The following is a 22,965-nucleotide window of genomic DNA, read 5'->3' as shown; positions in this document are numbered from 1 at the left end:
GAAAACATGGCCGTACGTCAATCGATCGCCGCCCGGGCCGGCGTGCTTCTCGCGCTGGTGGCCGCGTCGGTCGCCGTTCCCGGCGCGGCTCAGGCCGGGCCGGCCGCCGCGGTCGGCTGGTCGGCGTGCACCGAGTCCACCCTGGCGGGATTCGACTGCGCGAGCTACCAGGTCCCCCTCGACTATGACCGTCCCGGTGGCCCGACCACCACGATCGCGCTGGCCCGGCGGCCCGCCGACGACCAGGCGCACAAGCTCGGCACGATCTTCGTCAACCCGGGCGGGCCCGGCGGCGCCGGTCGCGGGCTGGTCCAGGCGGCCGCCCGGATCGTGCGGCCCGAGGTGCTGGCCCGGTTCGACTTCGTCGGCTTCGACCCGCGGGGCATCGGCGCCAGCGACCCGATCCAGTGCTTCGCCACCGACGAGGAGGCCGAGGCGCTGCTGTCCCGGATGCGGGCGGTGCCGATCACCAAGGCGGAGATCGCCGAGACGCTCGCCGCGAACCGGGCGTACACCGAGGGTTGCAAGCGCAACGCCGGCCCGCTGCTGACCCACATGAGCACGCTGAACGTGGCCAAGGATCTGGACCGGCTGCGTCAGGCGGTCGGTGACCGGGCGCTGACCTACATCGGCTTCTCCTACGGGACGATGATCGGCGCCACCTACGTCAACCTGTTCCCGAGCAAGGTGCGGGCGGTCATCATCGACGGCAACGTCGACCCGGACCAGCGCGCCAACCACCGGCTGGCGAACAAGTTCGAGCGGGCCGGCGGCTTCGAGATCGCGCTGGCCGGCTTCTTCCGCGAGTGCGACAAGGCCGGGCCGGACTGCGCGTTCGCCGGCCACGCCGAGGCGAAGTTCACCCGGCTGCGGGACCGCTTCCGGCAGGGGCCGGTGACCTCACCGACCTACGGCGAGGTCACCATCGACGACCTGACCAGCCTGGTCAGCGGCAGCATGTACGACGTGGCCAGCTTCCCGGAGACCGCGCAGATCCTGCAGATCGTCTACGGCGAGCTGTTCGGCGGCCCGGCCACGCTGAGCGCGACCCCGGCGCCGCCGATGCCCGTGACGCCGCCGGCCCGGGGCGGGCTGCCGGACGCCTACGGCTACACCTCCAACGACGCCTTCTACGCGGTGAACTGCGCCGACGCGCCGCTGCCGCGCAACCCGGCGCTCTACCCGGCCTTCGCCGACGTGTTCGAGAAGGCCAACCCGACGTTCGGCCGGGCCGAGGCGTTCAGCGAGGTCGGCTGCGCCAACTGGCCGAGGGTCACGGAACGCTACGCCGGCCCGTGGAACAGGCGGACCGCCAACACCGTCCTGGTCGTCAACGGCACGTTCGACCCGGCCACCCGCTACGACTTCGGCGTGCGGATGTCCCGGGAGCTGGGCAACGCCCGGCTGCTCACGCTCGACGGGTTCGGGCACACCAGCCGGTACAGCGCGTGCGTCCAGGACTGGTACACGCGTTACCTGCTGGCCGGCCGGCTCCCCCCGGCCGGCACCCGCTGCGCCCAGGACCTGGCCCCCTTCCCCGCCGCCTCCTGATCCGGGTCGAACCGGGTCCGCCACCAGGGTTTCCTTCGGTCCGCGACATTTTCGCAAGATTTCCGGGCCGCGTGTCGATCCGGGGGCCGGGCTGTTCGATCCCATGGTGAGAGGGTCGGGAAGTGGCCCGGCCCGAGCGCACCGAGAGGACGTCACGATGGCGAAGTACATGCTGATCATGCGGGGCACCGACGAGACGATGGCGAAGATGATGGAGACCCCGTTCGAGGAGATGCTCGAGACGATGGGGCGGTTCAACGAAGAGCTGATCAAGGCGGGGGTGCTGATCGCCGCCGAGGGGCTCGACGACCCGTCGCAGGGCGTGGTGGTCGACTTCACCGGCGAGACCCCGGTCGTCACCGACGGGCCGTACGGGGAGACCAAGGAGCTGTTCGGTGGCTTCTACCTGCTCGACGTCCCGACCAGGGAGGACGCGGTGGAGTGGGCCAAGCGGATGCCGGCGATGAGCGGCGCCAAGTGTGAGATCCGGCGGGTGCCGGTGATCGACGAGTTCCCGCAGGACAACGAGTGGGTCGTGCGGGAGAAGGCGTGGCGCGAGCGGACCGGCCAGATCTGATGACCGAGCCGGGCGCGGAGCGGGCGCGGCGCGCGGTCGAGGCGGTGTGGCGGATCGAGTCGGCGCGGATCGTCGGCGCCCTGGCCCGCCACACCGGGGACTTCGCGCTGGCCGAGGACGTCGCGCAGGAGGCGGTCGCGGAGGCGCTGGTCTCCTGGCCGGCCGACGGCGTCCCGCCGAATCCGCGGGCCTGGCTGCTGACCGTGGCCCGGCGGCGTGCGATCGACGTCTTCCGCCGCCGGGCCGTCCAGGACGCGAAGTACGCGCTGGTCGCCGAGGACGAGGCCGGGCCGGACGAGCTGCCCTGGGATCCGGACCGGATCGACGACGACGTGCTGGCGCTGATGTTCATCGCCTGCCATCCGGTGCTCTCCCCGGAGGCCCGGGTGGCGCTCACCCTGCGCGCGGTCGGCGGCCTGACCAGCGAGGAGATCGCGCGGGCGTTCCTGGTGCCGGTGCCGACGATCCAGGCCCGGATCACCCGGGCGAAGAAGACGATCGGCGCGGCCGGGGTGCCCTTCGAGCTGCCGCCGCCGGAGCAGCGCCGGCAGCGGCTCGGCGGGGTGCTCAGCGTGCTCTACGTGATCTTCACCGAGGGGTCGACCGCGACGGCCGGCGAGCGGCTGCTGCGGGCCGACCTCGCGGCCGAGTCGATCCGGCTGATCCGGATGCTGGCCGCGCTGCTGGGCGACGAACCCGAGGTGCACGGCCTGCTCGGGCTCTGCGAGCTGACCGCCGCCCGGTTCGCCGCGCGGACCGGGCCGGACGGGGAGGCGGTGCTGCTCGAGGACCAGGACCGGCGGTTGTGGGACCGGGCGGCGATCCGGCGCGGGCTGGCCGCGATCAGCCGGGCCGCGGCGCTGGGCCGCGGGCTGGGCCCGTACGGGCTGCAGGCCGCGATCGCCGCCTGTCACGCCGGCGCGCCGTCGGTGGCCGGCACCGACTGGGAGCGGATCGTGCTGCTCTACGAGGCGCTCGGCCGGGTCGCCCCGTCCCCGGTCGTCGAGCTGAACCGCGCGGTGGCCGTCGCGATGGCCACCGGCCCGGCGTCGGCCCTGCCGATCGTGGACGACCTGGTGGCCACCGACCGGCTGGCCGGCTCGCACCTGCTGCCGACCGTCCGCGGCGAGCTGCTCACCCGGCTCGGCCGGACCGTCGAGGCCCGCGCCGAGCTGGAGCTCGCCGCCCGGCTGTGCGGCAACACCCGGGAACGCGCGGTCCTGCTCCGCAAGGCCGCCGCGCTGGACTGAAAGCCGCGGGTCAGCCGGTGACCGGCTGACCCGCGGTGAATCAGAGCTTGCCCTCGGTCCGGGTGCGGATCAGCTTGATCAGCCGGACCGCCACGTCGCGGTCCTTCGTGCTGGTCGGGTCGGTGACGACCTGCACGTAGCATTCCCGGTCGCCGGCGGCGAAGGTGGCGGTGTTGTCGGCGGCGAACACGATGCCGTCCGGACCCGCCTCGGCCTTGCCCGCGCCGGGCAGCCCGTCGGTGTCGCTCTTCGACAGCTTCCCGCCCGGCGCGGTCTTCGCGTTGCCGATCGCCACGGTCAACGAGTGGTAGTTGTCCTCGTTCTCCCACGAGCAGGTGCTCTCGCCGACGCCGCCGCCGGGCTTGGCGCCGCTGTTGGCGCCGATGATCTTCTTGACCTCATCGGCCTTGAGCAGGGTGCAGGAGTCGACGGCCGGCTTCTTCTTGGTGGCCGCGGCGGGGGTGCCGTCGGCAGCGGACTGGTCCGCGGAGTCGGTGGTGGTGTCATTGGCGCAGCCCGCGGCCGCACCGAGCAGAGCGAGAAGGGAAACGCCGGCCAGGACCGTGTGACTCATTGATCTCACTCAGTGATCATCGCAGGATCCACCGGGGACACATCCCACGATCGTGCCAGGCCCGCTCCCCCGGCCGGTGACGGTGCTCAACGCCGTACGGGAAAAAGGGTGTTGATCCTGGTCCTGGGCTTTTCGGCGGGGTGCGCCGGAGTGTTTGCCCGGCGCACCCCGCGGTCGGTCAGCGGGCGGCGAAGAACAGGAACATGTTGGTCGGGATCGGCCCGACCACGTGCTTGTTCTTGGCCTTGATCAGGCCGTTCAGGTAGGTCCAGCTCTGGTGCCGCTGGATGCTGCGGTACGTGGCGGCGTCGGTCACGCCGACCACGCGCACGTCCCACCACTCCGCCTTGCCGTGGGCCTTCGTGCCGATGAAGTGGTCGTGGCCGGGCGTGGTGAAGTTGCGCAGCGCCGGCGTCAGCTTCTCCGGGGTGGTCTTGTACACCGGAGCGAGCGCCGTGGCCAGCCGGGTCATGTCCAGGCTCATCGGGTGGTCCACGCAGGTGAGCTTGTCCGGGCAGTCCAGGCCCTTGGCGGTGAAGCCGAGCGGCACGGTGATGAACAGCGGGTCGAAGTCCTTCGCCGGCGGCACCTTTGCGGCCGCGCCGGCCTCGCAGCCGGTGGCCGACTCGGTGCTCACGTGCGGGTCGCAGTAGAAGCCGTGGTTGTAGGTGAAGCTCGACGAGTGGCCGGCGTGGCTGCCCATGGTCATGCCGAAGCCGTCCGGGCCGCGCCCGCCGTCGGCCGCCGTCGCGGCGGCGTGCCCGGGTGCGGCCGCCGAGGCGGCCTTGGCGATGGCGCCGCCTCCGGCGGTGAGGACGACCGTGGCGACGGCGACCGGGACGGCCCAGCGCCGCAGTCCGCCGGTGCGTCCGCTCCGCTGACGGTGAAGATCGAACATGGTGGTGCCCCCTCGGGGTCACGAGCCGTCGTCGGTGACGGCCCTTGCCCCTTCGATTCGGTGCCGCCGGCCCGCCGGATTGGTGGATTTGCCAACAGATTGGACATATCCCTCGGAAGAGTGGACCAATCCGGCCGCCGGTCGGCTCCGAATCCCTGAATAGCGGGCGGTGGGCGCCCGGGGAGACGGTGACGGCGTGGAACAGATTCTCGGCCACCTGGTGGCCGACCGGTATCGCCTGACCGAGCTGGCCGGGACCGGTGGCATGGGCCGGGTCTGGCGCGCCCACGACGAGCTCCTGGACCGGGAGGTCGCGGTCAAGGAGGTGCTGGCGCCGGCCGCGCTGCCCGCGATGGACCGGACCGAGCTGCTGCACAACACCGTCCGCGAGGCCCGGGCCGCTGCCCGCCTGGACCACCCCAACGTCATCCGGATCTTCGACGTGGTCCGCTCGATCGGCCGGTCCTGGATCGTCATGGAGTACGTGTCCGGCCACTCGCTGCACGACGTGGTGAGCCGGGACGGCCCGCTGACCCACCAGCACGCGGCCCGGATCGGGCTGGCGCTGCTGGACGCCCTGGACGCCGCCCACCGCGCGGGCGTGCTGCACCTCGACGTCAAACCGCACAACGTGCTGATCGCCGACGACGGCCGGGTCGTGCTCACCGACTTCGGGCTGGCCACGATCGTGGCCGGGTCGTCCGGGCGGGGCGAGCCGCTGCTCGGCTCGCCCAACTACATCGCCCCGGAGCGCTTCCGCGACGGCGTCGCCAGCCCGGCGGCCGACCTGTGGTCGCTGGGCGCCACGCTGTACTCGGCGGTCGAGGGGCGGCCGCCGTACGCCCGGCCGGAGATCGCCGTCTCGCTGGCCGCCCGGCAGGCCGAGGCGCCCGATCCGCCGCAGCAACCGGGACCGTTGCACGAGGTGATCGCCGGGCTGCTCGCCGCCGACCCGGGCCGGCGGCTGAGCACCGGCGCCGCCCGGTCGGCGATGCGGGACGTGACCCGGCGCGCCGTCGGGGTGCACGCCGTGCCGCGGCCGCGCCGCCCGACCGGCAGCGCGGTCGACTATCGGTCCGCCGCCGCCCCGGTGCCGGCGCGCCGTCGGCGGGGGCTGCTCCTGGCCGGGGTCGCCACCGCTGTCGTGGCGGCGGTCGGTGCCACCGCGGCGGTGCACACCCACGGCGACGCCCGGGCCACGCCGCCCTCGGCGGCGGCGGTCAGTCCCTTGAGCGCCTGCGGCACCGCGGCGGCCCAGCGGCTGACCGACTCCGGGGTGGACGCGCCGATCTCGCTGCCCGAGGGGTGGGCGTGGCATGTCGACACCGCCGGGTTCGCGCTTCCGGTGCCGCGCGGCTGGGATCGCCGGGACACCGCCGCCGGCGTGTGCTTCGGCGACCCCGGCGGGACCCGGTCGTTCACCGTGCGGGCCGGCGGGCCGATCGACGGCAAACCGCTGCAACAGCTGCGGGACGCCGAACGGACGGCGGCCCTGCCCGGCTATCAGCGAGTCAGCATGGGACTGCTTCTGATCACTGGCGGTGGCGCCGACTGGGAGTACTCGTGGCAGCCGGACAGTGGGCGGCGACGGCACGCCTATCGGGTGCTGCTGGCCGCCGGCGGGGATCGCTCGTACACCCTGACCTGGACCACCCAGGACTCCGAGTGGAGCCTTGACCTGCCCATCCAGCGCATCATCGTGGACGGTTTCCGCGACTCGGCGCACCCGGCGGCCACCTGGACGATCCCCGGGCCCGGACGTTGACGAAAAGAAATTCATCATTCGAGCCAATCCGGTACGGGTCCCGCTCCGAATTCCTCGTGACCGAAAACGAGGAGCCCCTGTGAAGCTTTCCCGCACCGTTCTCGCCCTGCCCGCCGCGGCCGTCCTGCTGCTGGCGATCCCGAGCGCCGCGTTCGCCGACGAGAGCGTGCACGTCAAGCTCGACGCGCTCAACCACTCCGGCGCCTCGGGCAGCGCGACGCTGACCGCGATGGCCGACGGCGACCTGAAGGTCAGCATCCGGTCCACCGGGCTGGTCCCGAACTCGCCGCACGCGCAGCACCTGCACGGCTCCACCGAGGGCATGGACTTCCACTGCCCGGACATGTCGGCGGACAAGGACGGCAACGGATACGTCAGCACCGAGGAGGGCATGCCGGTCTACGGCAACATCTTCATCTCGCTGACCACCAAGGGTGACACCGCCCCCAAGAGCGGCCTGGCCATCGACCGGATGCCGACCGCCGACGCCAAGGGCAACCTGAGCTACGACCGGGTCATCGCGGCCGCCGACCTGCCCGCCGGGACCATCACCCACCTCAAGGACCTGCACGTGGTCCAGCACGGGATCGACGCCAACAAGAACGGCAAGTACGACCTGGACGGGCTCGGCGAGTCCACCCTGGCGAAGTCGGCCGGCCTGAGCGGCATCCCGGAGGAGGCGACCGACCCGGCCCTGTGCGGCATGGTCTCCGGCGCGGCCGCCGGTTCGGTGCCGGTCGGCGGCGTCGCCACCGGTGACGGCAGCACCCGCCACGACTCCACCCCGCTGTACGCGCTCGGCGGGCTCGCCCTGCTCGGTGCGGCCGGCGCCTTCGTCGCCCGTCGCCGCCTGAGCTGATCATGACGGACACCGGCACCCGACGGCCGGCCGGGAACCGCCGGGGGCGCTACGCGCTCTCGGCGGCCGTCCTGGTCCTCAGCCTGCTCGGCATCACCGCGCTCGTCCGGGGCCACCAGGACGAGCCGGCCCAGCCGCCGCTGGCCGCGGTGGCCGCCGACGCGACACCGCCCGACAACGCGGCCGCCGCCACCCTGACCAGCGGGCCGCTGATGAGCACCTCGGCGCCGACCCGGGTGGTCATCCCGGCGCTCGACGTGGACGTGCCGCTGACCGGCCTCGGACAGCAGAGCGACGGCACCATGCAGGTGCCGACCGACGCGAAGACCGTCGGCTGGTACACCAAGGCCCCCACGCCGGGGGCGCTCGGCCCGGCCGTGCTCGCCGGCCACGTCGACTACCAGAACCGGCCCGGCACGTTCAACAAGCTCACCACCCTCAAGGCCGGTGACTCGATCAACGTGGACCGCGCGGACGGCAGCATGGCGATGTTCACCGTGGTCAAGGTGGCCCGTTACGCCAAGGCGAAATTCCCCACCAACGCCGTGTACGGGGCGATCAACCGCGCCGGGCTGCGCCTGATCACCTGCGGCGGCAACTTCGACACCGCGGCCGGGCACTACGAGGACAACATCGTGGTCTACGCCGACCTCACCATGGCCCACCCCGCCTGAGCCTCGCCCCACTACGATCTGCGGCGATGACCGAGACGCGACGCGGGTGGGGATCATGATCGACCGGATTGACGACCCAGCGGCGGTGGTCTCGGTGCGCTGGCTGACCGCGGCGGAAGGCGGGCGCAGGTCCGGGCCGCCCACCGCGCCGGTCTACGCGGCGACCTGCGTCTTCCCGCTCGGCGGGGAGGAGCAGGTGGTCCCGGGCTGGCCGGGATCGGCCGACCAGTTGAGCATCCTGGTCGAGCAGTTCGCCGGGGACGCCCACGAGCGGCTGGCCCGGGTCGACTTCCTGGTCCCCGGCCTGGCCGAGCCACACCTGCGGCCCGGCCGGCAGATCCTGATCCTGGAGGGCCCGCGGGTCGTCGGCCACGCGATCATCCGGCAGGTCCGCGCGTCCACCGCGGAGTAAGTGGACGTCAACTAGGTGCTCCTAGCCTGCTCGCATCAGGTCCGCGACGGTCAGGAGCGCCGGTGTCCGACAGAGTGGTCGTCACGGGTCTGGGCGCGGTCACCCCGCTCGGCGCGACAGCCCCCGAGACCTGGGCGAAGCTGCTCGCCGGGGCGCACGGGATCCGGCTGCTCGACGACCCGGCCTTCACCGGTCTGCCGGTCCGGATCGGAGCCCCGGTGACCGCCGACCTCACCACCCGGCTGGACCGCAAGCGGGCCCGGATCCTCAATCGAGCGTCCCGGTTCGCGGTCGTCGCGGCCCGCGAGGCCTGGGCCGACGCCGGACTGACCGGGGCCGGCTCGGCCGACCCGCACCGGGTCGCGGTCAGCCTCGGGACGATCAATCCGGGCGCCGCCGAGCTGATGACCCTGGATCGCGTGCTGGCCACGCGCGGGGCCCGGCACGTGTCACCGCACGCCATCTCGATGATCGTGCCCAGCAGCCCGGCGTCCGCCGTCGCCATGGACCTCGACGTCCGGGGCGAGGCCCGCACCGTCAGCTCGGCCTGCGCGTCCGGCACCGAGGCGATCGCGGTCGCGCTGGACCGGATCCGGCTCGGGCACGTGGACGTCGCGATCGCCGGCGGCACCGAGGGCTTCCTCAACCCCGCCGCGATCGCCGGGCTGGCCGCGATGCGGGCGATGACCCCGGCCCGGAGCCCCGAGCGGGCGTCCCGCCCGTTCGACCGGGACCGCGACGGCTTCGTCCTCGGCGAGGGCGCCGGCCTCCTGATCCTCGAATCGGCCGGGCACGCCCGCGCGCGCGGCGCCCGGGTCTACTGCGAGGTCGCCGGCTACGGGCTGTCCTCGGACGCGTTCCACATGGTGGCGCCGCGGCCGGACGGCGCCGGCGTGCGCATCGCCGTGCACAAGGCGCTGGCCGACGCCGGCGCCGAGCCGGCCGACGTGGTGCACGTCAACGCCCACGCCACGTCGACGGTGCTCGGGGACGCGGTGGAGGCCGCGCTGCTGCGGGACCTCTTCGGTCACCGGCCGCCGGTGACCGCGCCCAAGGGGGCGCTCGGCCATCTCCAGGGGGCGGCCGGCGGGGTCGAGGCGGTCATCGCCGCCCTGACGGTGCATCACCGGGTGGTGCCGCCCACCGCCGGGACCCGGACGGTCGACGACGACGTCGACCTGGTGCTGGAGCGGGCGCGGTCACTGCCCGAACCCGGGCCGGCCGCGGTGGCCCTGAGCATGTCCTACGGCTTCGGCGGCCACAACGCGGTGCTCGCCCTGCGCCGCCCATGACGCCGGCGGCCGATACGCGGGGATCTCCGCGGCCGGCAGCGGCCACGCGTAGTGATACCCCTGCGCGTACCGGTACCCGAGCCGCTGCAGCTCCTCGGCCTGCTCGGCCGTCTCGACACCTTCGGCCACCGCCCGCAGGCCCAGCCCGTCACAGATGTGGATCAGGGCGGCGGTGACCACGGCGTGCTGGCCGCCCACGGTGATGTCGTCGACGAACGACTTGTCGACCTTGAGGATGTCGGCCGGGCAGGTCCGCAGCAGACTCAGCGACGAGTGGCCGGTGCCGAAGTCGTCGAGCGCGATGTTCACCCCGAGCGCCGCGATCGCCTTCAGCTCGGCCAGGGCCGCGCCACCGTCGAAGACCGCGGTCTCGGTCACCTCGACGGTGAGGACGTGTGCGGGCAGGCCGGTCCGGTGCAGGACCGCACCGACCTCGGCGGCGAAGTCGGCCTCGCGCAGCTGCCGGGCCGACACGTTGACCGTCACCGTCTTCGGCGCGGCGGCACCGAGCTGCGCCCGCCACGCGGCCGCCTGACGGCAGGCCTGCTCCAGGACCCAGGCGCCGAGCGGGACGATCAGGCCGGTGCGCTCGGCCGCCGGGACGAACACGGCCGGAGCGACCGGGCCCCGCTCCGGATGGGTCCAGCGGACCAGGGCCTCGACGCCGAACAGCTCGCCACCGGGCATCGACACGATCGGCTGGTACCGCAGGTACAGCTGGTCGGTGCGCAACGCCGCGCGCAGGTCGGCGGAGAGGCGCGACTGTTCGGTGGTGCGCTGGTCCAGCTCGGCGGTGTACCCGGCGCGGCGCCCCTTACCCCGGCTCTTCGCCTCGTACATCGCCACGTCGGCGCGGCGCAGCAGCTCGTCGGCGCCGTCCCCGGCGCGGGCCGGCGCCAGCCCGACACTGGCCTCGACGACCAGCTCGTGGCCGGCCGCGCGCAACGGCAGGCGCAGCCGCTCGGCGAGCCGGTCGAGGATCGCGCTGTGGTCGCCGGCGCGCAGCAGCAGCGCGTACTCGTCACCGCCGAGCCGGGCGACGACCGCGGTGGCCGGCAGGTGCTCGGCGAGCCGGCCGGCCACCGCCACCAGCAGGGCGTCCCCCACCGCGTGCCCGAGGTCGTCGTTGATCTCCTTGAAGTCGTCCAGATCGATCAGGGCGGCACTGATCCCCTCCGGTCCGCCGGCCAGCGCGGCGTCGATCTCCCGGGTCAGGACGGTCCGGTTCGGCAGCCCGGTCAGCACGTCGTGGGTCGCCTGGTGGACCAGCTCGCGCTGGCGGGCGTCGAGGTCGTCGAGCAGCAGCAGGTTGTCGCGCAACGCGACCAGCTGGCGGATCGCGACAAGCGTCGCCACGGTCACCGATCCGGCCGCGACGACCAGCAGCCCCGGCGCGTGGGTGGCCGTCCCGTACAGCAGCAGCCCACCGGTGGCCAGCACCGCCGCGTACGGCGTCAGGCTGAGCCGGCGACTCGCCGGGCGCGGCACCGACCGGCCCGCCCGGGTGGCCCGCGACTGCCGGTCGGCGGCGACGCACAGGCACAGGCAGGTGGTCGGGAGCAGCACGTGCGCGGTGTTCAGATACGGACGCGACGCCAGCAGCGGAGCCAGCGCGCCGCCGGCCGCACCGACCGCGCCGGTCAGCGCCATCAGGTGCAGGGCCCGCCGGTCGATCGGGCCGGTCCCGGTGAACGCCACCTTGATGAACGCGAAGACGCAGATGAACCCGGCCGCGAGCAGGATCAGCAGGGTGATCGCGCCGCCGATGTCGCCGCTGACCCAGCCGTGCCAGTGCGGGGACATCAGGTGCCAGCAGAAGGTCAGCACGGTGACGATGCCGGTCGCGGTGTCGAGCCCGAAGCGGGTCCACTCGGTCCGGGGACGCCGGGTGCCGGGCACCCGCAGCAGGCCCAGCAGCATCACCAGCAGCCCGGACACGTAGATCCCGGCGGTCACGCCGCTGATGTGCTGGCCCTGCTGCCGTCCGCTGAAGTAGTCGTAGGCGTTCCCGGCGGCGCCCAGGCCGATCAGCGCGATGCCGACCGACACGTACCGCCACATGGCCCGGCCCTGGCCGGCGGCGCGCCACGAGGCGACCGCCGCGTTCGGCACCGCCACGGACAACGGCAGCCAGCCGGCCAGCGACGGGATGCGGTGATCCAGTCCGATCGAGAACCAGACCGCGGCCACCACGACCATGGCGCCGGCCAGGAGCAGGGTCCCGGTCGGCCGCCAGGCCGGGACCACGCCGCCGGCCGGCCCCGCCGATGACGACCAAGATTCAGACACTGGGCCACTGAACGGCACGAATCGATGCGGCGGATCAGTCGTACGGACGAAACCGGCAGCACATCAGGTGGTTTCGCCCCGGTGGTTCAGCTGCCGCGGACCTCGGCGGCCGCCGCGACCAGGCGCCGCAGCGACGCCTCCACCTCGGCATAACCGCGGGTCTTGAGCCCGCAGTCCGGGTTCACCCACAGCCGCCGCGCCGGGACCGCCGCGACCGCGCGCCGCAGCGCCTCGACCACCTCCCGGTGCGCGGGCACCCGCGGCGAGTGGATGTCCCAGACGCCCGGCCCGACGCCCCGGCCGTACCCGATCGCGGCCAGGTCGCCGAGGATCTCCATCTTCGAGCGGGACGCCTCGATGCTTGTCACGTCCGCGTCGAGGGCGTCGATCGCGGTGATCACCTCGCCGAACTCCGAGTAGCACAGGTGCGTGTGCACCTGGGTGTCGTCGGCGACCCCGCCGGTCGCCAGCCGGAACGCGCCGACCGCCCACTCCAGGTAGGCCTGCTGGTCGGCCCGGCGCAGCGGCAGCGTCTCGCGCAGCGCCGGCTCGTCCACCTGGATCACCCGGATCCCGGCGGCCTCCAGGTCCCGGCACTCGTCGCGCAGCGCGAGCGCCACCTGGTCGGCGGTCGCCGCCAGCGGCTGGTCGGCGCGCACGAACGACCAGGCCAGAATCGTGACCGGGCCGGTCAGCATGCCCTTGACCGGCTTCGCCGTCAGTGACTGGGCGTAGCTCGACCAGGCCACGGTCATCGGCGCCGGGCGGGCCACGTCACCGAAGATGATCGGCGGCCGCACGCACCGCGACCCGTAGGACTGCACCCAGCCGAGATCGGTCGCGGCGAACCCGGCGAGCCGCTCGCCGAAGTACTGCACCATGTCGTTGCGCTCCGGCTCGCCGTGCACGAGCACGTCCAGCCCGAGCTGCTCCTGCAGCCGGATCACGTGCTCGACCTCGGCGCGCATCCGCTGCTCGTACCCGGCCGCGTCGAGCGTGCCGGCCCGCAGCCCGGCCCGCGCCGCCCGCAGCTCGGCGGTCTGCGGGAACGACCCGATCGTCGTGGTCGGCAACGCCGGCAGCTTCAGCCGCGCCTGCTGCGCAGCCGCACGCTGCGCATATTCCCCTCGCTCACGGTCCGCCGCGGTCAGGGCCGCAAGATTTGCCCGTACGGCGTCATCGCGCCACGCCGCGGGCGTCGCCGGCAGCGGCGCCGGCAGGTGCGCGGTCCCGTCGCGCAGGGCCTTGCCGAGCAGCACCACCTCGTCGACCTTCTGCCGGGCGAACGCCAGTCGCGCGAACAGCTCCGGGTCCAGCCGCGTCTCCACGGACAGGTCGACCGGCACGTGCAGCAGCGAGCACGACGACGACACGGCGACGTGGTCGGCGAGCGCGGTCACGGTCGCGCCGGTGGCCACCGCCCGGCGCAGGTCGGTGCGCCAGATGTTGTGCCCGTCCACCAGCCCGGCCACGATCGTCCGCCCGGCCAGCGGCCCGGACGCGGCCAGCCGTTCCAGGTTGCCCGGGCCGGCGACCAGGTCCAGGCCGAGCGCCTCGATCGGGGTGTCGAGCAGCGCCGGCAGGGCGTCGCCGAGCTCCCCGAAGTAGGTGGCGACGAAGATCCGCGGCCGGTGCTCCACCTCGCCGAGCCGGGTGTAGGCGTGCCGCAGGGCGTCGATCTCGGCCGGCGTCCGGTCGGCGACGTAGGCCGGCTCGTCCAGCTGGACCCAGGCGACGCCGGCCTCGGCCAGCGCGGTCAGGATCTGCGCGTACGTGTCGAGCAGGTCGTCGAGGCGGGCGAACGGATCCGGCCCCTTCGCCAGGAGCAGGAACGTGGCCGGGCCGACCAGCACGGGACGGGTCTCGATGCCCAGGGCGCGGGCCTCGGCGTACTCGGCAATCGGTTTTGCGGGGTTGGGGGTGAAGATCGTCTCCGGGTCGATCTCGGGCACCAGGTAGTGGTAGTTCGTGGCGAACCACTTGGTCAGTTCGAGCGCGGGCTCGGCGTCGACACCGCGCGCCATCGCGAAGTAGGTGTCCAGCGCGGGCAGCTCCAGCCGGCGGAACCGGGCCGGGATCGCCCCGACCGCGACCGCGGTGTCCAGCACGTGGTCGTAGTAGGAGAACGTGTTCGACGGGATCGCGTCGAGACGGGCGTTGCGCAGCTGCTGCCACACCTCGGCGCGCAGCCCGGCGGCGGTCGACGCCAGCGCCGCCTCGTCGATCGTGCCGGCCCAGTAGGCCTCGACGGCCTTCTTCAGCTCACGGTTCGCGCCGATGCGCGGATAGCCGAGCACGGTGCTCTGACCGAATGCGGTGCTCACAGGGGGTTCCTTCCCTCGAAGTGCCCGGCGGGCACACGGAAGGAGGGCTTCGGCCCCTGGGTCCTCCCGAGGGACCGCCGGCGGCGCCCGCCGGACGGCGGGCGCGGCGCTGGCAGGTCTTCGGACTCGCGGGCAGGACCGTTTCCGGTCGCCTACCGGCCGTCGCTTCCCAGACCTCGCGGTCCAGTGCTTGATGACGGCTTTCGTTCCCACTCACCGCTGCGGGGCAGTCCTGGTCTCGCACCAGGTTCCCTCTTACGACGCCGCCGTCTGGCTGACGGGGCGAACCAGCACTGCCGGTCATCCTAGCGTCGGAGCCGATCGATCCCCCGTGTGCCACGCGACACCCGCTAGAGCATCCTAGGAACCTGGGTTGAATCCTGGTCGACGCGGGCGGGCTGTGTCCGTACCGAATCGAAGATTGTTTCCTGAAGTTCGCCGGCGTCAGGCGGGACTCAGCGGACCGGGGCCGGCCGAGCCGATCAGGATCGGGTCGAGCAGCGTGACCAGGGTCCGCTGCTGCTCCGCGTCGAGCTCGCGGGTCGCCGGCTCCAGGGCGCGGCGGACGTCGGCGTAGAGGCGCCCGGTCAGCTCGATCCCGGCCGGGGTCAGGAACACGTCCGTCGCCCGCCGGTCGCCGGGATTCCGGTCGCGGCCGATCAGCCCGCGGCGCTCGGCGCGGTCGATCAGCCCGGACATCGACGACTTGTCCACGCCCAGGAACAGGGCCAGGTCGGTGACCCGGGCACGGCGGTCGCGCAGGATGCCGAGCACGCGCAGCTGGGTCAGGGACAGGTCGTTCTCCGCGCCGATCCGGGTCAGCACGCCCATCACCTGGAAACAGCTGCGGACCAGCGCGTCCACCACGGCGTCCGACGTCATGCCCACACCCTAGTTGACATAGGTGGGATTACCAACCATCCTCGGATTAGTTGGTAATCCCACCTATCTTTCGTGGAGGTTCTCATGCACGCCGCCGTCCTCACCTCGTTCGACGCTCCGCCGGTCTACCGCGAGCAGCCCGACCCGGTCGCCGCCGGCGACCACGAGATGGTCGTCGACGTGCTCGCCGCCGGCCTGCACCACCTGACCCGGGCCAAGGCCGGCGGCACGCACTACAGCGGCACCGGCGGGTTCCCGATCGTGCCGGGCGTCGACGCCGTCGTGCGTGACCCGGCGGGCGACCTGCGGTACGCCGCGCTCGACGACACGAACCTCGGGACGTTCGCCGACCGTACGGTGATCGACGTGCGCCGCAGCATCGTGCTGCCGGCCGGCGCCGACCCGGTCCGGATCGCCGCCGGGATGAACCCGGCGATGTCCTCCTGGGTCGCCCTGCGCCGGCGCATCGACTTCCGGCCCGGGCAGCGGGTGCTGGTCCTGGGCGCGACCGGCGGCGCGGGCCGGTTGGCGGTGCAGATCGCCAAGCTGTTCGGCGCCGCCCGGGTGATCGCCGCCGGGCGCGACGCCGACCGGCTCGCGGAGCTGACCGGCCTCGGCGCGGACGAGACGATCACCTTCGACCGGATCGAGCGGGCCGCCGACGTCGACGTGGTGATCGACTACGTGTGGGGGGACCCGGCCGCCCGGGCCATGGTTCCGATGCTGACCGCCCGCGCGGATCGCGGGGCCCCGCTGACCTGGATCCAGATCGGGTCGATCGCCGGGGAGGTGGCGGCCGTGCCGTCGGTCGCGCTGCGGGCGGCCCGGCTGCGGATCATCGGCAGTGGGATCGGGTCGGTCAGCCCGCGCGACTTCATGGCCGAGCTGCCGGAGCTCGCCGGGGCGCTGGGTGGGGGTGGGCTGGAGGTGCGGGCGCGGGCCGTGCCGCTCGCGGACATCGGCCGGGAGTGGACCTCGGAGACCGGCGACCGGCTGGTCTTCGTCCCGTGAATCGGCCGGTCACCACAGCACCCTGACCCTGACGTTCGATCCGCCCGACCCGGATTCCGGGAGCGGCGGGCAGGGGCGGCCGATGACGGGTCGCCGGGCGGGCTGCTAGAACTGGCGGATGTCGGTCACCAGGACCACCGAGGTCATTGCCGCTGTCCGTGAGCAGTTCGGGCCGGAGTTCGTGTCGGCCCGGATCGCCGCCGAGGATCAGGTGCGCGCGTTTCTCGACGAACAGCTCGGGGTGATGGACGCTGAGCGGATCATCGCGCTCGGCCGATTGATAAATCAGCACGGCAAACTCGGCCGGGCGCGGTTCGACCGGTTCACCCCGGGCTTCACCGGCGCGATCATGAGCAAGCTCGGCACCGACCCGGCCACGTTCAACCGGATGACGACCCGGCTGTGGCGTGAGCCCATCCCCGAGGCGCTGGCCACGCTCGGGCGGATCTACACGTTCCGGCCGATGTTCGCGCATGCCGGCTCATCGCTGCCCAGCTTCCTGCTCTACCTGCGCGATCCCGACCAGTTCGGCGTCTGCGTCAACGCGACGATGCTCGGGCTCGCCCAGGAAACCGGGGTCAGATACAGCGCAAACAGCCAGACCGCATACCAGACGTTCTGCGCTGATCTGCGCGCCTGGCGGGAGAGACACGGAGTGGCGCCGCAGGAGGCCGATGCGATCCTGACCGCCGTCATGCGCGCCGCTCGGCCGGCGCCGGCCGAGCCGGAACTGCCGCTGGAACTCGGCGTGGAGGAGGTCGCCGAGGGCTGCTTCCTCGAGGTCGAGCAGGTGGACCAGTGGGTTCAGGCGCTCACCACCGGGATGCGACAGGGGGTGTTCCACGGGCCGCCCGGCACCGGCAAGACCCACGTGGCACGACTGCTCGCCCGGCATCTGGCCACCTCCCCCGCGCACATCGAGCTCGCGCAGTTTCATCCGGCGTATTCGTACGAGGACTTCATCGAAGGGCTGCGGCCGGAGGCGTCCGAGGGTGGGTTGCGCTACGAGGTGCGTCCCGGGATCTTCGCGCGGCTGTGTGAGCGGGCCCGGGAGGCGCCCGGCGAGACCTTCGTGATGATCATCGACGAGATGAACCGGGCCGACCTCGCGGCTGTCTTCGGTGAGCTGCTCTACCTGCTGGAGTACCGGGACACCGAGGTGACGCTGCCGTATTCGCAACGGCGTTTCTCCGTACCTCCGAATGTTTTTCTGCTCGGCACGATGAACACCGCTGATCGCAGTCTGGCGATGCTCGATTTCGCGCTGCGGCGGCGGTTCAACGCTTTTCCGCTGCCGCCCGACGAGAAGGTGCTCGACCGGTGGACCGCGGGCCGCCCGGACGGCAACGCCGAGCTCGCGCTGGGTGTGTTCCGGCTCATCCGGGACCGGGTCGGGCCCGAGGCGCCGGTCAGTCCCGGGCACTCCTACTGGATGACGGAAGCCCTGGATGCCGCCGTCGCCGAACGGATCTGGGCGTACCAGTTGCGCCCCTACCTGGCCGAATACTGGTTCGAGCAACCGGCCGAGCTGGGGCGGCTGGACGCGGATGTCCGGACGCTGATCGCGGAACTCGCCTGAGATGCTGCGGCTGGTCGAGTATCAGACCAGGACGGTACGGCTCAGCGCGGGAGAAGCGGCCGAACTGGCCCGGCTGACCGTCGGAACGCGCGGCGAGCGCGAGCGGGCCCGGGTGATCGAGCGGCTGACACCGACGGCCGAGCCCGGCTGCTACGACCTGCAGCCGGGTCCGTACGTCGGCAGGTTTCAGCTGCTCAGCGGTCAGGTGGTCGAGGTCGCCGGCCGGTTCCCCTTTCAGGACCTGGCGACGCTGCTCGGGCTCGGGCGGGGCGCGGCGCTGCTCGACGACGCCGCCGCACCGGGCAGCGGCGGGCACAGCCTGGTGGACCTGATCGCGCTGGCGTTCGTCCGGGAGGCGGAGCGGCTCGCCGGGCAGGGGCTGGCCAAGGAGTACCAGCGGCGCGCCTTCACCCGGCCGCCCTATCCGGGGGTGCCGTCGGCGACCCTGCATCTCAAGGTGCACGCGGGCCGGCCGGATCGGCTGGCCACCTCGGCGAACCGGCTCACCCCCGACGTGACGCTGAATCGCCTGGTGGCGAGCGCGCATCGGCGGTTGAGCGGGTTGGCCTATCCGGAGGCGCGGCTCGGGGCCCGGGTGCGGGCGCTGGATCCGGCTTTTCGCGGCATCGGAAGCCTGCCGGCCGGGCGCCCGGTGGTGCTCGGCCCGGTCCCGGCCCGCTATCGCGAGATCGAGAAGCTGGCCCGGCTGATCCTGGATGAGCGCAGCGCGCTGCCCACCGGTGCGGGGGTGTCCGGGGTGAGCGTCATGTTCGACATGACCCGGCTCTGGGAGAACTATGTCGGTGCCTGGCTGCGGCACCGGTCACCGGAGGTCACCGTGGCCGCGCAGCAGGCGATTCCGCTGACCGACTCCGGGCAGAAGCGGACCGGGTATGCCGACTTCGTGCTGTATCGCGGCGGGGAGGCGGTCGCGGTCTACGACGCCAAGTACAAGCCGTGGCGGTCGCCGCCGAGTACCGATGAGATCTACCAGCTCTTCACGTACGCGCAGCGGCTCGGCGTCACCTCGGCGGCGCTGGTGTACCCCGCGGCCACGAGTCACCGGACCACGACGACGGTCGGTCCGGTGACCATCGAGTGCTGGGCTGTTCCGATCGAGGCCCTCGCTCGATGACTCTCCGCGTGATCAGCTCTTGCGCGGGGACTCGCCTTCCGGCTTGACGAGGTGGTCGCCGACGTTCAGGTCCTTCCAGACGTCCCGGTCGACCTTCACGTCCAACTGGGTGCCGTCGTCGAGCTGGACCTTGAGGCGGCGGTAGAGGTTGGCGCCGTCGAGCGCCGCGCGCGACTTCTTGATGACCGTTCCGGTCCAGGCGCTGTCGTTCGTCATCGATACCCTCCATGCTCGGTGCGGATGACTCTCAGCGTAGGAGTTCGCGCGGCTCCGGGGCCTCAGTCAGGAGACTGGTCCGGCCTCTACGACTTCCGGATGAGGCCGCGGACCGCCAGCACCGCGTCCGCGAACGCGCCGGGCGCCTCCTGCGCGAGGTTGTGGCCGGCGTCGACCAGGCGGTGCTCGTGACCGGCGAGGAACATCGGCGCGTGCCCGGCGGTGCCACCCGGCTTCAGCGTGTCGGTCGCGCCGTCCAGGGTCACCGCGGGCACGGTGATCCCCGGGCGGGTGGCGAGGCGGGCCTCGAGGTCGTCGTAGGCCGGATCGCCGGTCGCCTGGCCGAGCGCGTGCCGGTAGGCGTGGATGACCACGTCGACGAAGTCCGGGTTGTCGAAGGACGCGGCGGTCCGGGCGAAGGTCGCCTCGTCGAAGGCCCAGCGGGGGGACCACTGCCGCCACAGCATCCGGCACAGGTCGCGGCGGTGCGCGGCCAGGCTCTCCCGGCCGCGTTCGGTCTGGAACAGGTGCTGGTACCACACGGCGTGCTCGACGGCCGGGTCGAACGCGTGCCGCTGCCGCTCGATGTCGATGATGTCGTAGCCGCCCAGGGCCACCAGACCGGCCACCCGCTCGGGCCACAGCGCGGCCGCGACGCAGGAGGCGAGGCCACCCCAGTCGTATCCGGCCACGATCGGCCGGTCCAGGCGCAGCGCGCCGGCCAGCGCGATCAGGTCGGATCCGAGGGCGGCCTGCTGTCCGGCGCGCATCGTGCCGGCCGAGCGGAACCGGGTGGGGCCGAAGCCGCGCAGGTACGGGCGGATCACCCGGGCGCCCGCCGCGGTCAGCGCCGGGACGACCTGGTCGTAGGCGTGGACGTCATAGGGGAAACCGTGCGACAGGATGACCGGCCAGCCGTCCGGCGGCCCGTCCCGCAGATAGGCGACCGACAGCACGCCGGCCTCCACCTGATCCACGCTCATGATCGTCCCCTCGACAGCGTCATCATCAAAAACCTACCGAACAAAGACGATTCGGTACGGCGGGGAGCTCCGTCGAAATGTGCTGTCGCGCGGGCCGGACCCGTTCGTACACGCCGGCCGGGGTCGCGGCAAGCGGTCGACGCGGCGGTGGCGCGGAGCCGGGATCTGGCGGCGGCCTGGGCGGCGGCCGGACTGTCGGCGCGAAGACCCGGGCGGGCGGTCAGCGGCGGCCGGCGAGGACCAGGTAGAGCTGGTCCTTGGTGTCGGTCAGGACGGCGTGGGCCTGTCTGCCCTGGGCCGGCGTGCCGGCCGTGAGGACCTCGGCCGCGGCGGTCAGGACGTCGTGCAGGAGGTGGCCGGCCTCGACCATGAAGACGACGTCGACGTGGCCGGCCGGCGCGGGGCCCGGTGACCACGGGCTGGGCCGCACCCGCCGGGCCTCCGTCTCGCCGGCCTCGGTGAGCGTGTAGCGGATCCGGCGCCGCCGGACCTCGTCGGCGACCACGCAGCCGTCCCGGCGCAGGCGTTCCAGGGTGGGATAGACCGAGCCGGAGCCCGGGTGCCACGTTCCGGCGCTGCGTTCGGCGAGTTCCCGCATGATCTCGTAGCCGTGCATCGGCCGCTCGCTGAGCATGACCAGGATCGCCTCCCGCAGCCGGGTCACCGGCCGGGGCTCCGCTTCGTCGCCTTGCGCGGCGTCCGGCGCGCGACCGACCTGGACGGCGCGGCCGTCGTCTCCTCGGCCTCCGACTCCGACGTCACGTCGGCCTCCGACGCCTCCGACGACGACGCCGACGACGCTTCCTGCGATGCCTGCGCAGATGCTGCCGGTGACGATGTCGCCTGTGCGTCGAACGGGGACCCGGCGAGCGCGGCGAGCAGCGCCTCGCCCCGCGGGCTCCCGAGCCCGGTGCAGGCATCCCAGCCGTGCCGCGCCGCATAATCCCCGTTGTCGCCGGCCCGGATGTCGCGGAACGCGCCGGGCGACCGGTAGAGCGTCGCGTGCACCGGCGCCACCCGCTGCCCGGCCGCCTGCTGGATGCGGGCGGTGAGCCCGGCCCACAGCGGCGCCGCCGCGCTCGTGCCGCCGATCACCATCGACTGCCCGTCGACCAGCACCCGGAAGCCGGTCCGCGGGTCGCTGACCGCGGCCACGTCCGGCACGCCCCGCCCGTGCCGGGTGCCCGGCGGGTTGGCCGAGGTGGGGCGGAGGTCGTCCTGGTACGGCGGGACCGGGAAGTGGTCGCTGACCCCGCCGCCGGTGGCGCCGTCCTCGTTCCAGACCTCCTCCCGGGTGATCGCCGTCCCGTCCGCTTCCAGCGTCGTTCCCCCGCAGCCGACCGCGAACGGGCTGGACGCCGGGAAGTCGACGTGTGCCCGGCCGTCGCCGACGCCGTCGTCCGAGCCGTTGTCGCCGGATGCGCAGAACACCGAGATGCCGAGCAGGCTCGCCGTCTGGAAGGCCCCGTTCAGGGCGTTCATCGCCCGTGGGGTCCACGCCGACTCGGCCGCGCCCCAGCTGATCGAGAGCACCGAGATGTCCTGCGTGGTGTCGTGCACGGCGGCGTTGACCGCGTCGAGGAAGCCCTTGGTGGTGTTCGGAGCGAAGTAGACGACGATCTTGGCGCCGTGCGCGACCGCGCCGGCCACCTCGATGTCGAGGACGACCTCGCCGTCCGGGCCGTTCGGGTTCCCGGTCGGGTGGTTCGCGGCCCCGCCGACGGATCTGGTCTGCACCCGGGGCGGGTCGATGCCGAGCGAGTCGAAGTAGCGCCGCAGGTCGCGCCGGCGGAAGCCGCCGCCGAGCTCGATCAGCGCGATGGTCTCCCCCGACCCGTCCGCGTCCGACGGGAAGCGGTAGAGCCGGGACAGCTCGATCGGGGTGAACGGCTCGGACGGGCCGGCCGCGGGCACGAACTCGCCGGGCAGCACCCGGAAGTGCGGCCGGGCCTGCCGGCGGGTGTCGAGCCCGAACACGCCCTGGATGCTGGGCAGCAGCCACTGCGGCACGTGGATCGGCCCGGACCGGCCGCGGACCACGCCGAACGGGGTGCGGAAGAGCGAGAGTTCGACGCCGAAGGCGCGGGACACCCGCCCGGTCGACCCGGACAGCTCGACCGTGCGCGCCGCCCGGTCGACCCGGACGACGTGCAGGCCGTTGTTGCGGGCGAAGCGGCGGACCCGGGCCACGTCCTCGGGCGCGGCGCCGAATCGTTCCACCAGGTCGCCCCGGGTGAGATGGCGCAGCTCGGGCGGCCGGTCGGAGGCGGCGAAGGCGGCGGCGCGCAGGCCCGGTTGCCGGGGCCGCAGCACCACGGTCACCGGGAGCGGCGCGCGCCGGGGCGCCGCGGCGATCCGGGGCAGCGCCAGTTCGGCCCGCTCGCTGCCCCGGAGCGGCACATGGTTGAGCCTTGGTCCCATCGCCGAGCCCCCTTGGCATTCCACGGGTCGCCCTCGTGACGACACCAGGCACCGGAAACGTCGCTCATGGGGAGGCTAATGGTTCCGGGCTATCAGCGGGAGTATCCGTCCTTGATCAGTCTTCAAAGCGTTCGAGTCGCATGATCCTTATTAACTAGAATATGCGACTTGACAGCGCTGACGATCGGTGAGAAGCCATAGTGGATTTGCCTCACAAATACGGCAGCCGGCCCACCCCGGCTGCCAAAAGTTGACTAATTCAGTCGCTTGACT

20 protein-coding genes and 1 riboswitch are annotated in these 22,965 nt (G+C 72.9%); of the genes, 11 read left to right on the top strand and 9 right to left on the bottom strand.

Going from position 1 to position 22,965, the window contains the following annotated elements; genetic code table 11:
* Positions 1–6 precede the first annotated feature (6 nt).
* The 3 genes from L3i22_RS23715 to L3i22_RS23705 all read left to right on the top strand — a co-directional run bounded on the left by L3i22_RS23715 (position 7) and on the right by L3i22_RS23705 (position 3,378).
* A complete protein-coding gene (locus L3i22_RS23715; protein WP_221329143.1) occupies positions 7–1,551 on the top strand; it encodes an alpha/beta hydrolase in 1,545 nt (514 codons plus the stop codon).
* A gap of 157 nt (positions 1,552–1,708) precedes the next feature.
* Positions 1,709–2,128, top strand: coding sequence for a YciI family protein (locus L3i22_RS23710; RefSeq protein WP_221329142.1), 420 nt, complete (start codon positions 1,709–1,711; stop codon positions 2,126–2,128).
* Positions 2,128–3,378: an RNA polymerase sigma factor gene (locus L3i22_RS23705; RefSeq protein WP_221329141.1), complete on the top strand. Its 1,251-nt coding sequence runs from the start codon at positions 2,128–2,130 to the stop codon at positions 3,376–3,378. Before L3i22_RS23710 ends, L3i22_RS23705 begins: the two co-directional genes overlap by 1 nt.
* Positions 3,379–3,418: 40 nt before the next feature.
* Here the strand turns inward: L3i22_RS23705 and L3i22_RS23700 are convergent, their stop codons facing one another.
* Positions 3,419–3,952, bottom strand: a complete 534-nt coding sequence (locus L3i22_RS23700; protein ID WP_221329140.1) for a DUF3558 family protein — start codon at positions 3,950–3,952, stop codon at positions 3,419–3,421.
* Positions 3,953–4,130: 178 nt separating this feature from the next.
* Entirely contained in the window at positions 4,131–4,850 is a 720-nt protein-coding gene (locus tag L3i22_RS23695) for a hypothetical protein (protein ID WP_221329139.1), read from the bottom strand.
* Positions 4,851–5,046: 196 nt separating this feature from the next.
* Between L3i22_RS23695 and L3i22_RS23690 the strand changes: the two genes are divergently transcribed.
* The 5 genes from L3i22_RS23690 (at position 5,047) to L3i22_RS23670 (ending at position 9,852) form a co-directional block, all read left to right on the top strand.
* Positions 5,047–6,615 carry a serine/threonine-protein kinase gene (locus L3i22_RS23690; protein ID WP_221329138.1) on the top strand — a complete coding sequence of 523 codons (1,569 nt, stop codon included), beginning with the start codon at positions 5,047–5,049 and terminating at the stop codon, positions 6,613–6,615.
* A 79-nt stretch (positions 6,616–6,694) separates the two neighbouring features.
* A complete protein-coding gene (locus L3i22_RS23685) occupies positions 6,695–7,474 on the top strand; it encodes a hypothetical protein (protein ID WP_221329137.1) in 780 nt (259 codons plus the stop codon).
* A gap of 2 nt (positions 7,475–7,476) precedes the next feature.
* Positions 7,477–8,148, top strand: a complete 672-nt coding sequence (locus L3i22_RS23680; protein WP_221329136.1) for a class F sortase — start codon at positions 7,477–7,479, stop codon at positions 8,146–8,148.
* Between the two features lie 55 nt (positions 8,149–8,203).
* A complete protein-coding gene (locus L3i22_RS23675; RefSeq protein WP_221329135.1) occupies positions 8,204–8,560 on the top strand; it encodes a hypothetical protein in 357 nt (118 codons plus the stop codon).
* 62 nt (positions 8,561–8,622) lie between these two features.
* Positions 8,623–9,852, top strand: a complete 1,230-nt coding sequence (locus tag L3i22_RS23670) for a beta-ketoacyl synthase (protein WP_221329134.1) — start codon at positions 8,623–8,625, stop codon at positions 9,850–9,852.
* On the opposite strand, the gene L3i22_RS23665 is transcribed toward L3i22_RS23670, so the two are convergent.
* The 3 genes from L3i22_RS23665 to L3i22_RS23655 all read right to left on the bottom strand — a co-directional run bounded on the left by L3i22_RS23665 (position 9,760) and on the right by L3i22_RS23655 (position 15,347).
* On the bottom strand, positions 9,760–12,141 hold the full coding sequence (locus tag L3i22_RS23665) for a bifunctional diguanylate cyclase/phosphodiesterase (RefSeq protein ID WP_221329133.1): 2,382 nt from the start codon (positions 12,139–12,141) through the stop codon (positions 9,760–9,762). The genes L3i22_RS23670 and L3i22_RS23665 overlap by 93 nt on opposite strands.
* An 86-nt stretch (positions 12,142–12,227) precedes the next feature.
* Positions 12,228–14,465, bottom strand: coding sequence for a 5-methyltetrahydropteroyltriglutamate--homocysteine S-methyltransferase (metE, locus tag L3i22_RS23660; protein ID WP_221329132.1), 2,238 nt, complete (start codon positions 14,463–14,465; stop codon positions 12,228–12,230).
* A 93-nt stretch (positions 14,466–14,558) separates the two neighbouring features.
* Positions 14,559–14,772, bottom strand: a riboswitch (cobalamin riboswitch).
* Between the two features lie 137 nt (positions 14,773–14,909).
* Positions 14,910–15,347, bottom strand: a complete 438-nt coding sequence (locus L3i22_RS23655; protein WP_221329131.1) for a MarR family winged helix-turn-helix transcriptional regulator — start codon at positions 15,345–15,347, stop codon at positions 14,910–14,912.
* Positions 15,348–15,431: 84 nt separating this feature from the next.
* Between L3i22_RS23655 and L3i22_RS23650 the strand changes: the two genes are divergently transcribed.
* The 3 genes from L3i22_RS23650 (at position 15,432) to L3i22_RS23640 (ending at position 19,072) form a co-directional block, all read left to right on the top strand.
* Complete coding sequence (locus tag L3i22_RS23650; RefSeq protein WP_221329130.1) at positions 15,432–16,358, top strand: zinc-binding alcohol dehydrogenase family protein; 927 nt, start codon at positions 15,432–15,434, stop codon at positions 16,356–16,358.
* Positions 16,359–16,476: 118 nt separating this feature from the next.
* A complete protein-coding gene (locus L3i22_RS23645) occupies positions 16,477–17,937 on the top strand; it encodes an McrB family protein (protein ID WP_221329129.1) in 1,461 nt (486 codons plus the stop codon).
* Position 17,938: 1 nt separating this feature from the next.
* Complete coding sequence (locus L3i22_RS23640; protein ID WP_221329128.1) at positions 17,939–19,072, top strand: McrC family protein; 1,134 nt, start codon at positions 17,939–17,941, stop codon at positions 19,070–19,072.
* Between the two features lie 12 nt (positions 19,073–19,084).
* Here the strand turns inward: L3i22_RS23640 and L3i22_RS23635 are convergent, their stop codons facing one another.
* The 4 genes from L3i22_RS23635 to L3i22_RS23620 all read right to left on the bottom strand — a co-directional run bounded on the left by L3i22_RS23635 (position 19,085) and on the right by L3i22_RS23620 (position 22,692).
* Positions 19,085–19,288 carry a hypothetical protein gene (locus L3i22_RS23635; RefSeq protein WP_221329127.1) on the bottom strand — a complete coding sequence of 68 codons (204 nt, stop codon included), beginning with the start codon at positions 19,286–19,288 and terminating at the stop codon, positions 19,085–19,087.
* 86 nt (positions 19,289–19,374) lie between these two features.
* Positions 19,375–20,271, bottom strand: a complete 897-nt coding sequence (locus tag L3i22_RS23630; protein WP_255658532.1) for an alpha/beta fold hydrolase — start codon at positions 20,269–20,271, stop codon at positions 19,375–19,377.
* Positions 20,272–20,491: 220 nt separating this feature from the next.
* The gene (locus L3i22_RS23625; RefSeq protein ID WP_221329126.1) at positions 20,492–20,935 is read right to left on the bottom strand and encodes a PadR family transcriptional regulator; all 444 of its coding nucleotides are present in this window, start codon (positions 20,933–20,935) and stop codon (positions 20,492–20,494) included.
* On the bottom strand, positions 20,932–22,692 hold the full coding sequence (locus L3i22_RS23620; protein WP_221329125.1) for a protease pro-enzyme activation domain-containing protein: 1,761 nt from the start codon (positions 22,690–22,692) through the stop codon (positions 20,932–20,934). The genes L3i22_RS23625 and L3i22_RS23620 overlap by 4 nt, the downstream gene beginning before the upstream one ends.
* Between the last annotated feature and the right edge of the window lie 273 nt (positions 22,693–22,965).

The organism is Actinoplanes sp. L3-i22 (genome assembly GCF_019704555.1).
Lineage (GTDB): Bacteria > Actinomycetota > Actinomycetes > Mycobacteriales > Micromonosporaceae > Actinoplanes.
Note: the sequence above shows the minus strand (reverse complement) of the source record. Positions and strands in the feature narration are given on the sequence as shown.

Bases quoted from the DNA above. Each gene is read 5' to 3' on its own strand.
- L3i22_RS23710 (WP_221329142.1), top strand. From the start codon at position 1,709: ATGGCGAAGTACATGCTGATCATGCGGGGCACCGACGAGACGATGGCG.
- L3i22_RS23695 (WP_221329139.1), bottom strand. From the start codon at position 4,850: ATGTTCGATCTTCACCGTCAGCGGAGCGGACGCACCGGCGGACTGCGG.
- L3i22_RS23630 (WP_255658532.1), bottom strand. From the start codon at position 20,271: ATGAGCGTGGATCAGGTGGAGGCCGGCGTGCTGTCGGTCGCCTATCTG.
- L3i22_RS23650 (WP_221329130.1), top strand. From the start codon at position 15,432: ATGCACGCCGCCGTCCTCACCTCGTTCGACGCTCCGCCGGTCTACCGC.
- L3i22_RS23680 (WP_221329136.1), top strand. From the start codon at position 7,477: ATGACGGACACCGGCACCCGACGGCCGGCCGGGAACCGCCGGGGGCGC.
- L3i22_RS23620 (WP_221329125.1), bottom strand. From the start codon at position 22,692: ATGGGACCAAGGCTCAACCATGTGCCGCTCCGGGGCAGCGAGCGGGCC.
- L3i22_RS23675 (WP_221329135.1), top strand. From the start codon at position 8,204: ATGATCGACCGGATTGACGACCCAGCGGCGGTGGTCTCGGTGCGCTGG.
- L3i22_RS23635 (WP_221329127.1), bottom strand. From the start codon at position 19,288: ATGACGAACGACAGCGCCTGGACCGGAACGGTCATCAAGAAGTCGCGC.
- L3i22_RS23705 (WP_221329141.1), top strand. From the start codon at position 2,128: ATGACCGAGCCGGGCGCGGAGCGGGCGCGGCGCGCGGTCGAGGCGGTG.
- L3i22_RS23700 (WP_221329140.1), bottom strand. From the start codon at position 3,952: ATGAGTCACACGGTCCTGGCCGGCGTTTCCCTTCTCGCTCTGCTCGGT.
- L3i22_RS23655 (WP_221329131.1), bottom strand. From the start codon at position 15,347: ATGACGTCGGACGCCGTGGTGGACGCGCTGGTCCGCAGCTGTTTCCAG.
- L3i22_RS23645 (WP_221329129.1), top strand. From the start codon at position 16,477: ATGTCGGTCACCAGGACCACCGAGGTCATTGCCGCTGTCCGTGAGCAG.
- L3i22_RS23640 (WP_221329128.1), top strand. From the start codon at position 17,939: ATGCTGCGGCTGGTCGAGTATCAGACCAGGACGGTACGGCTCAGCGCG.
- L3i22_RS23715 (WP_221329143.1), top strand. From the start codon at position 7: ATGGCCGTACGTCAATCGATCGCCGCCCGGGCCGGCGTGCTTCTCGCG.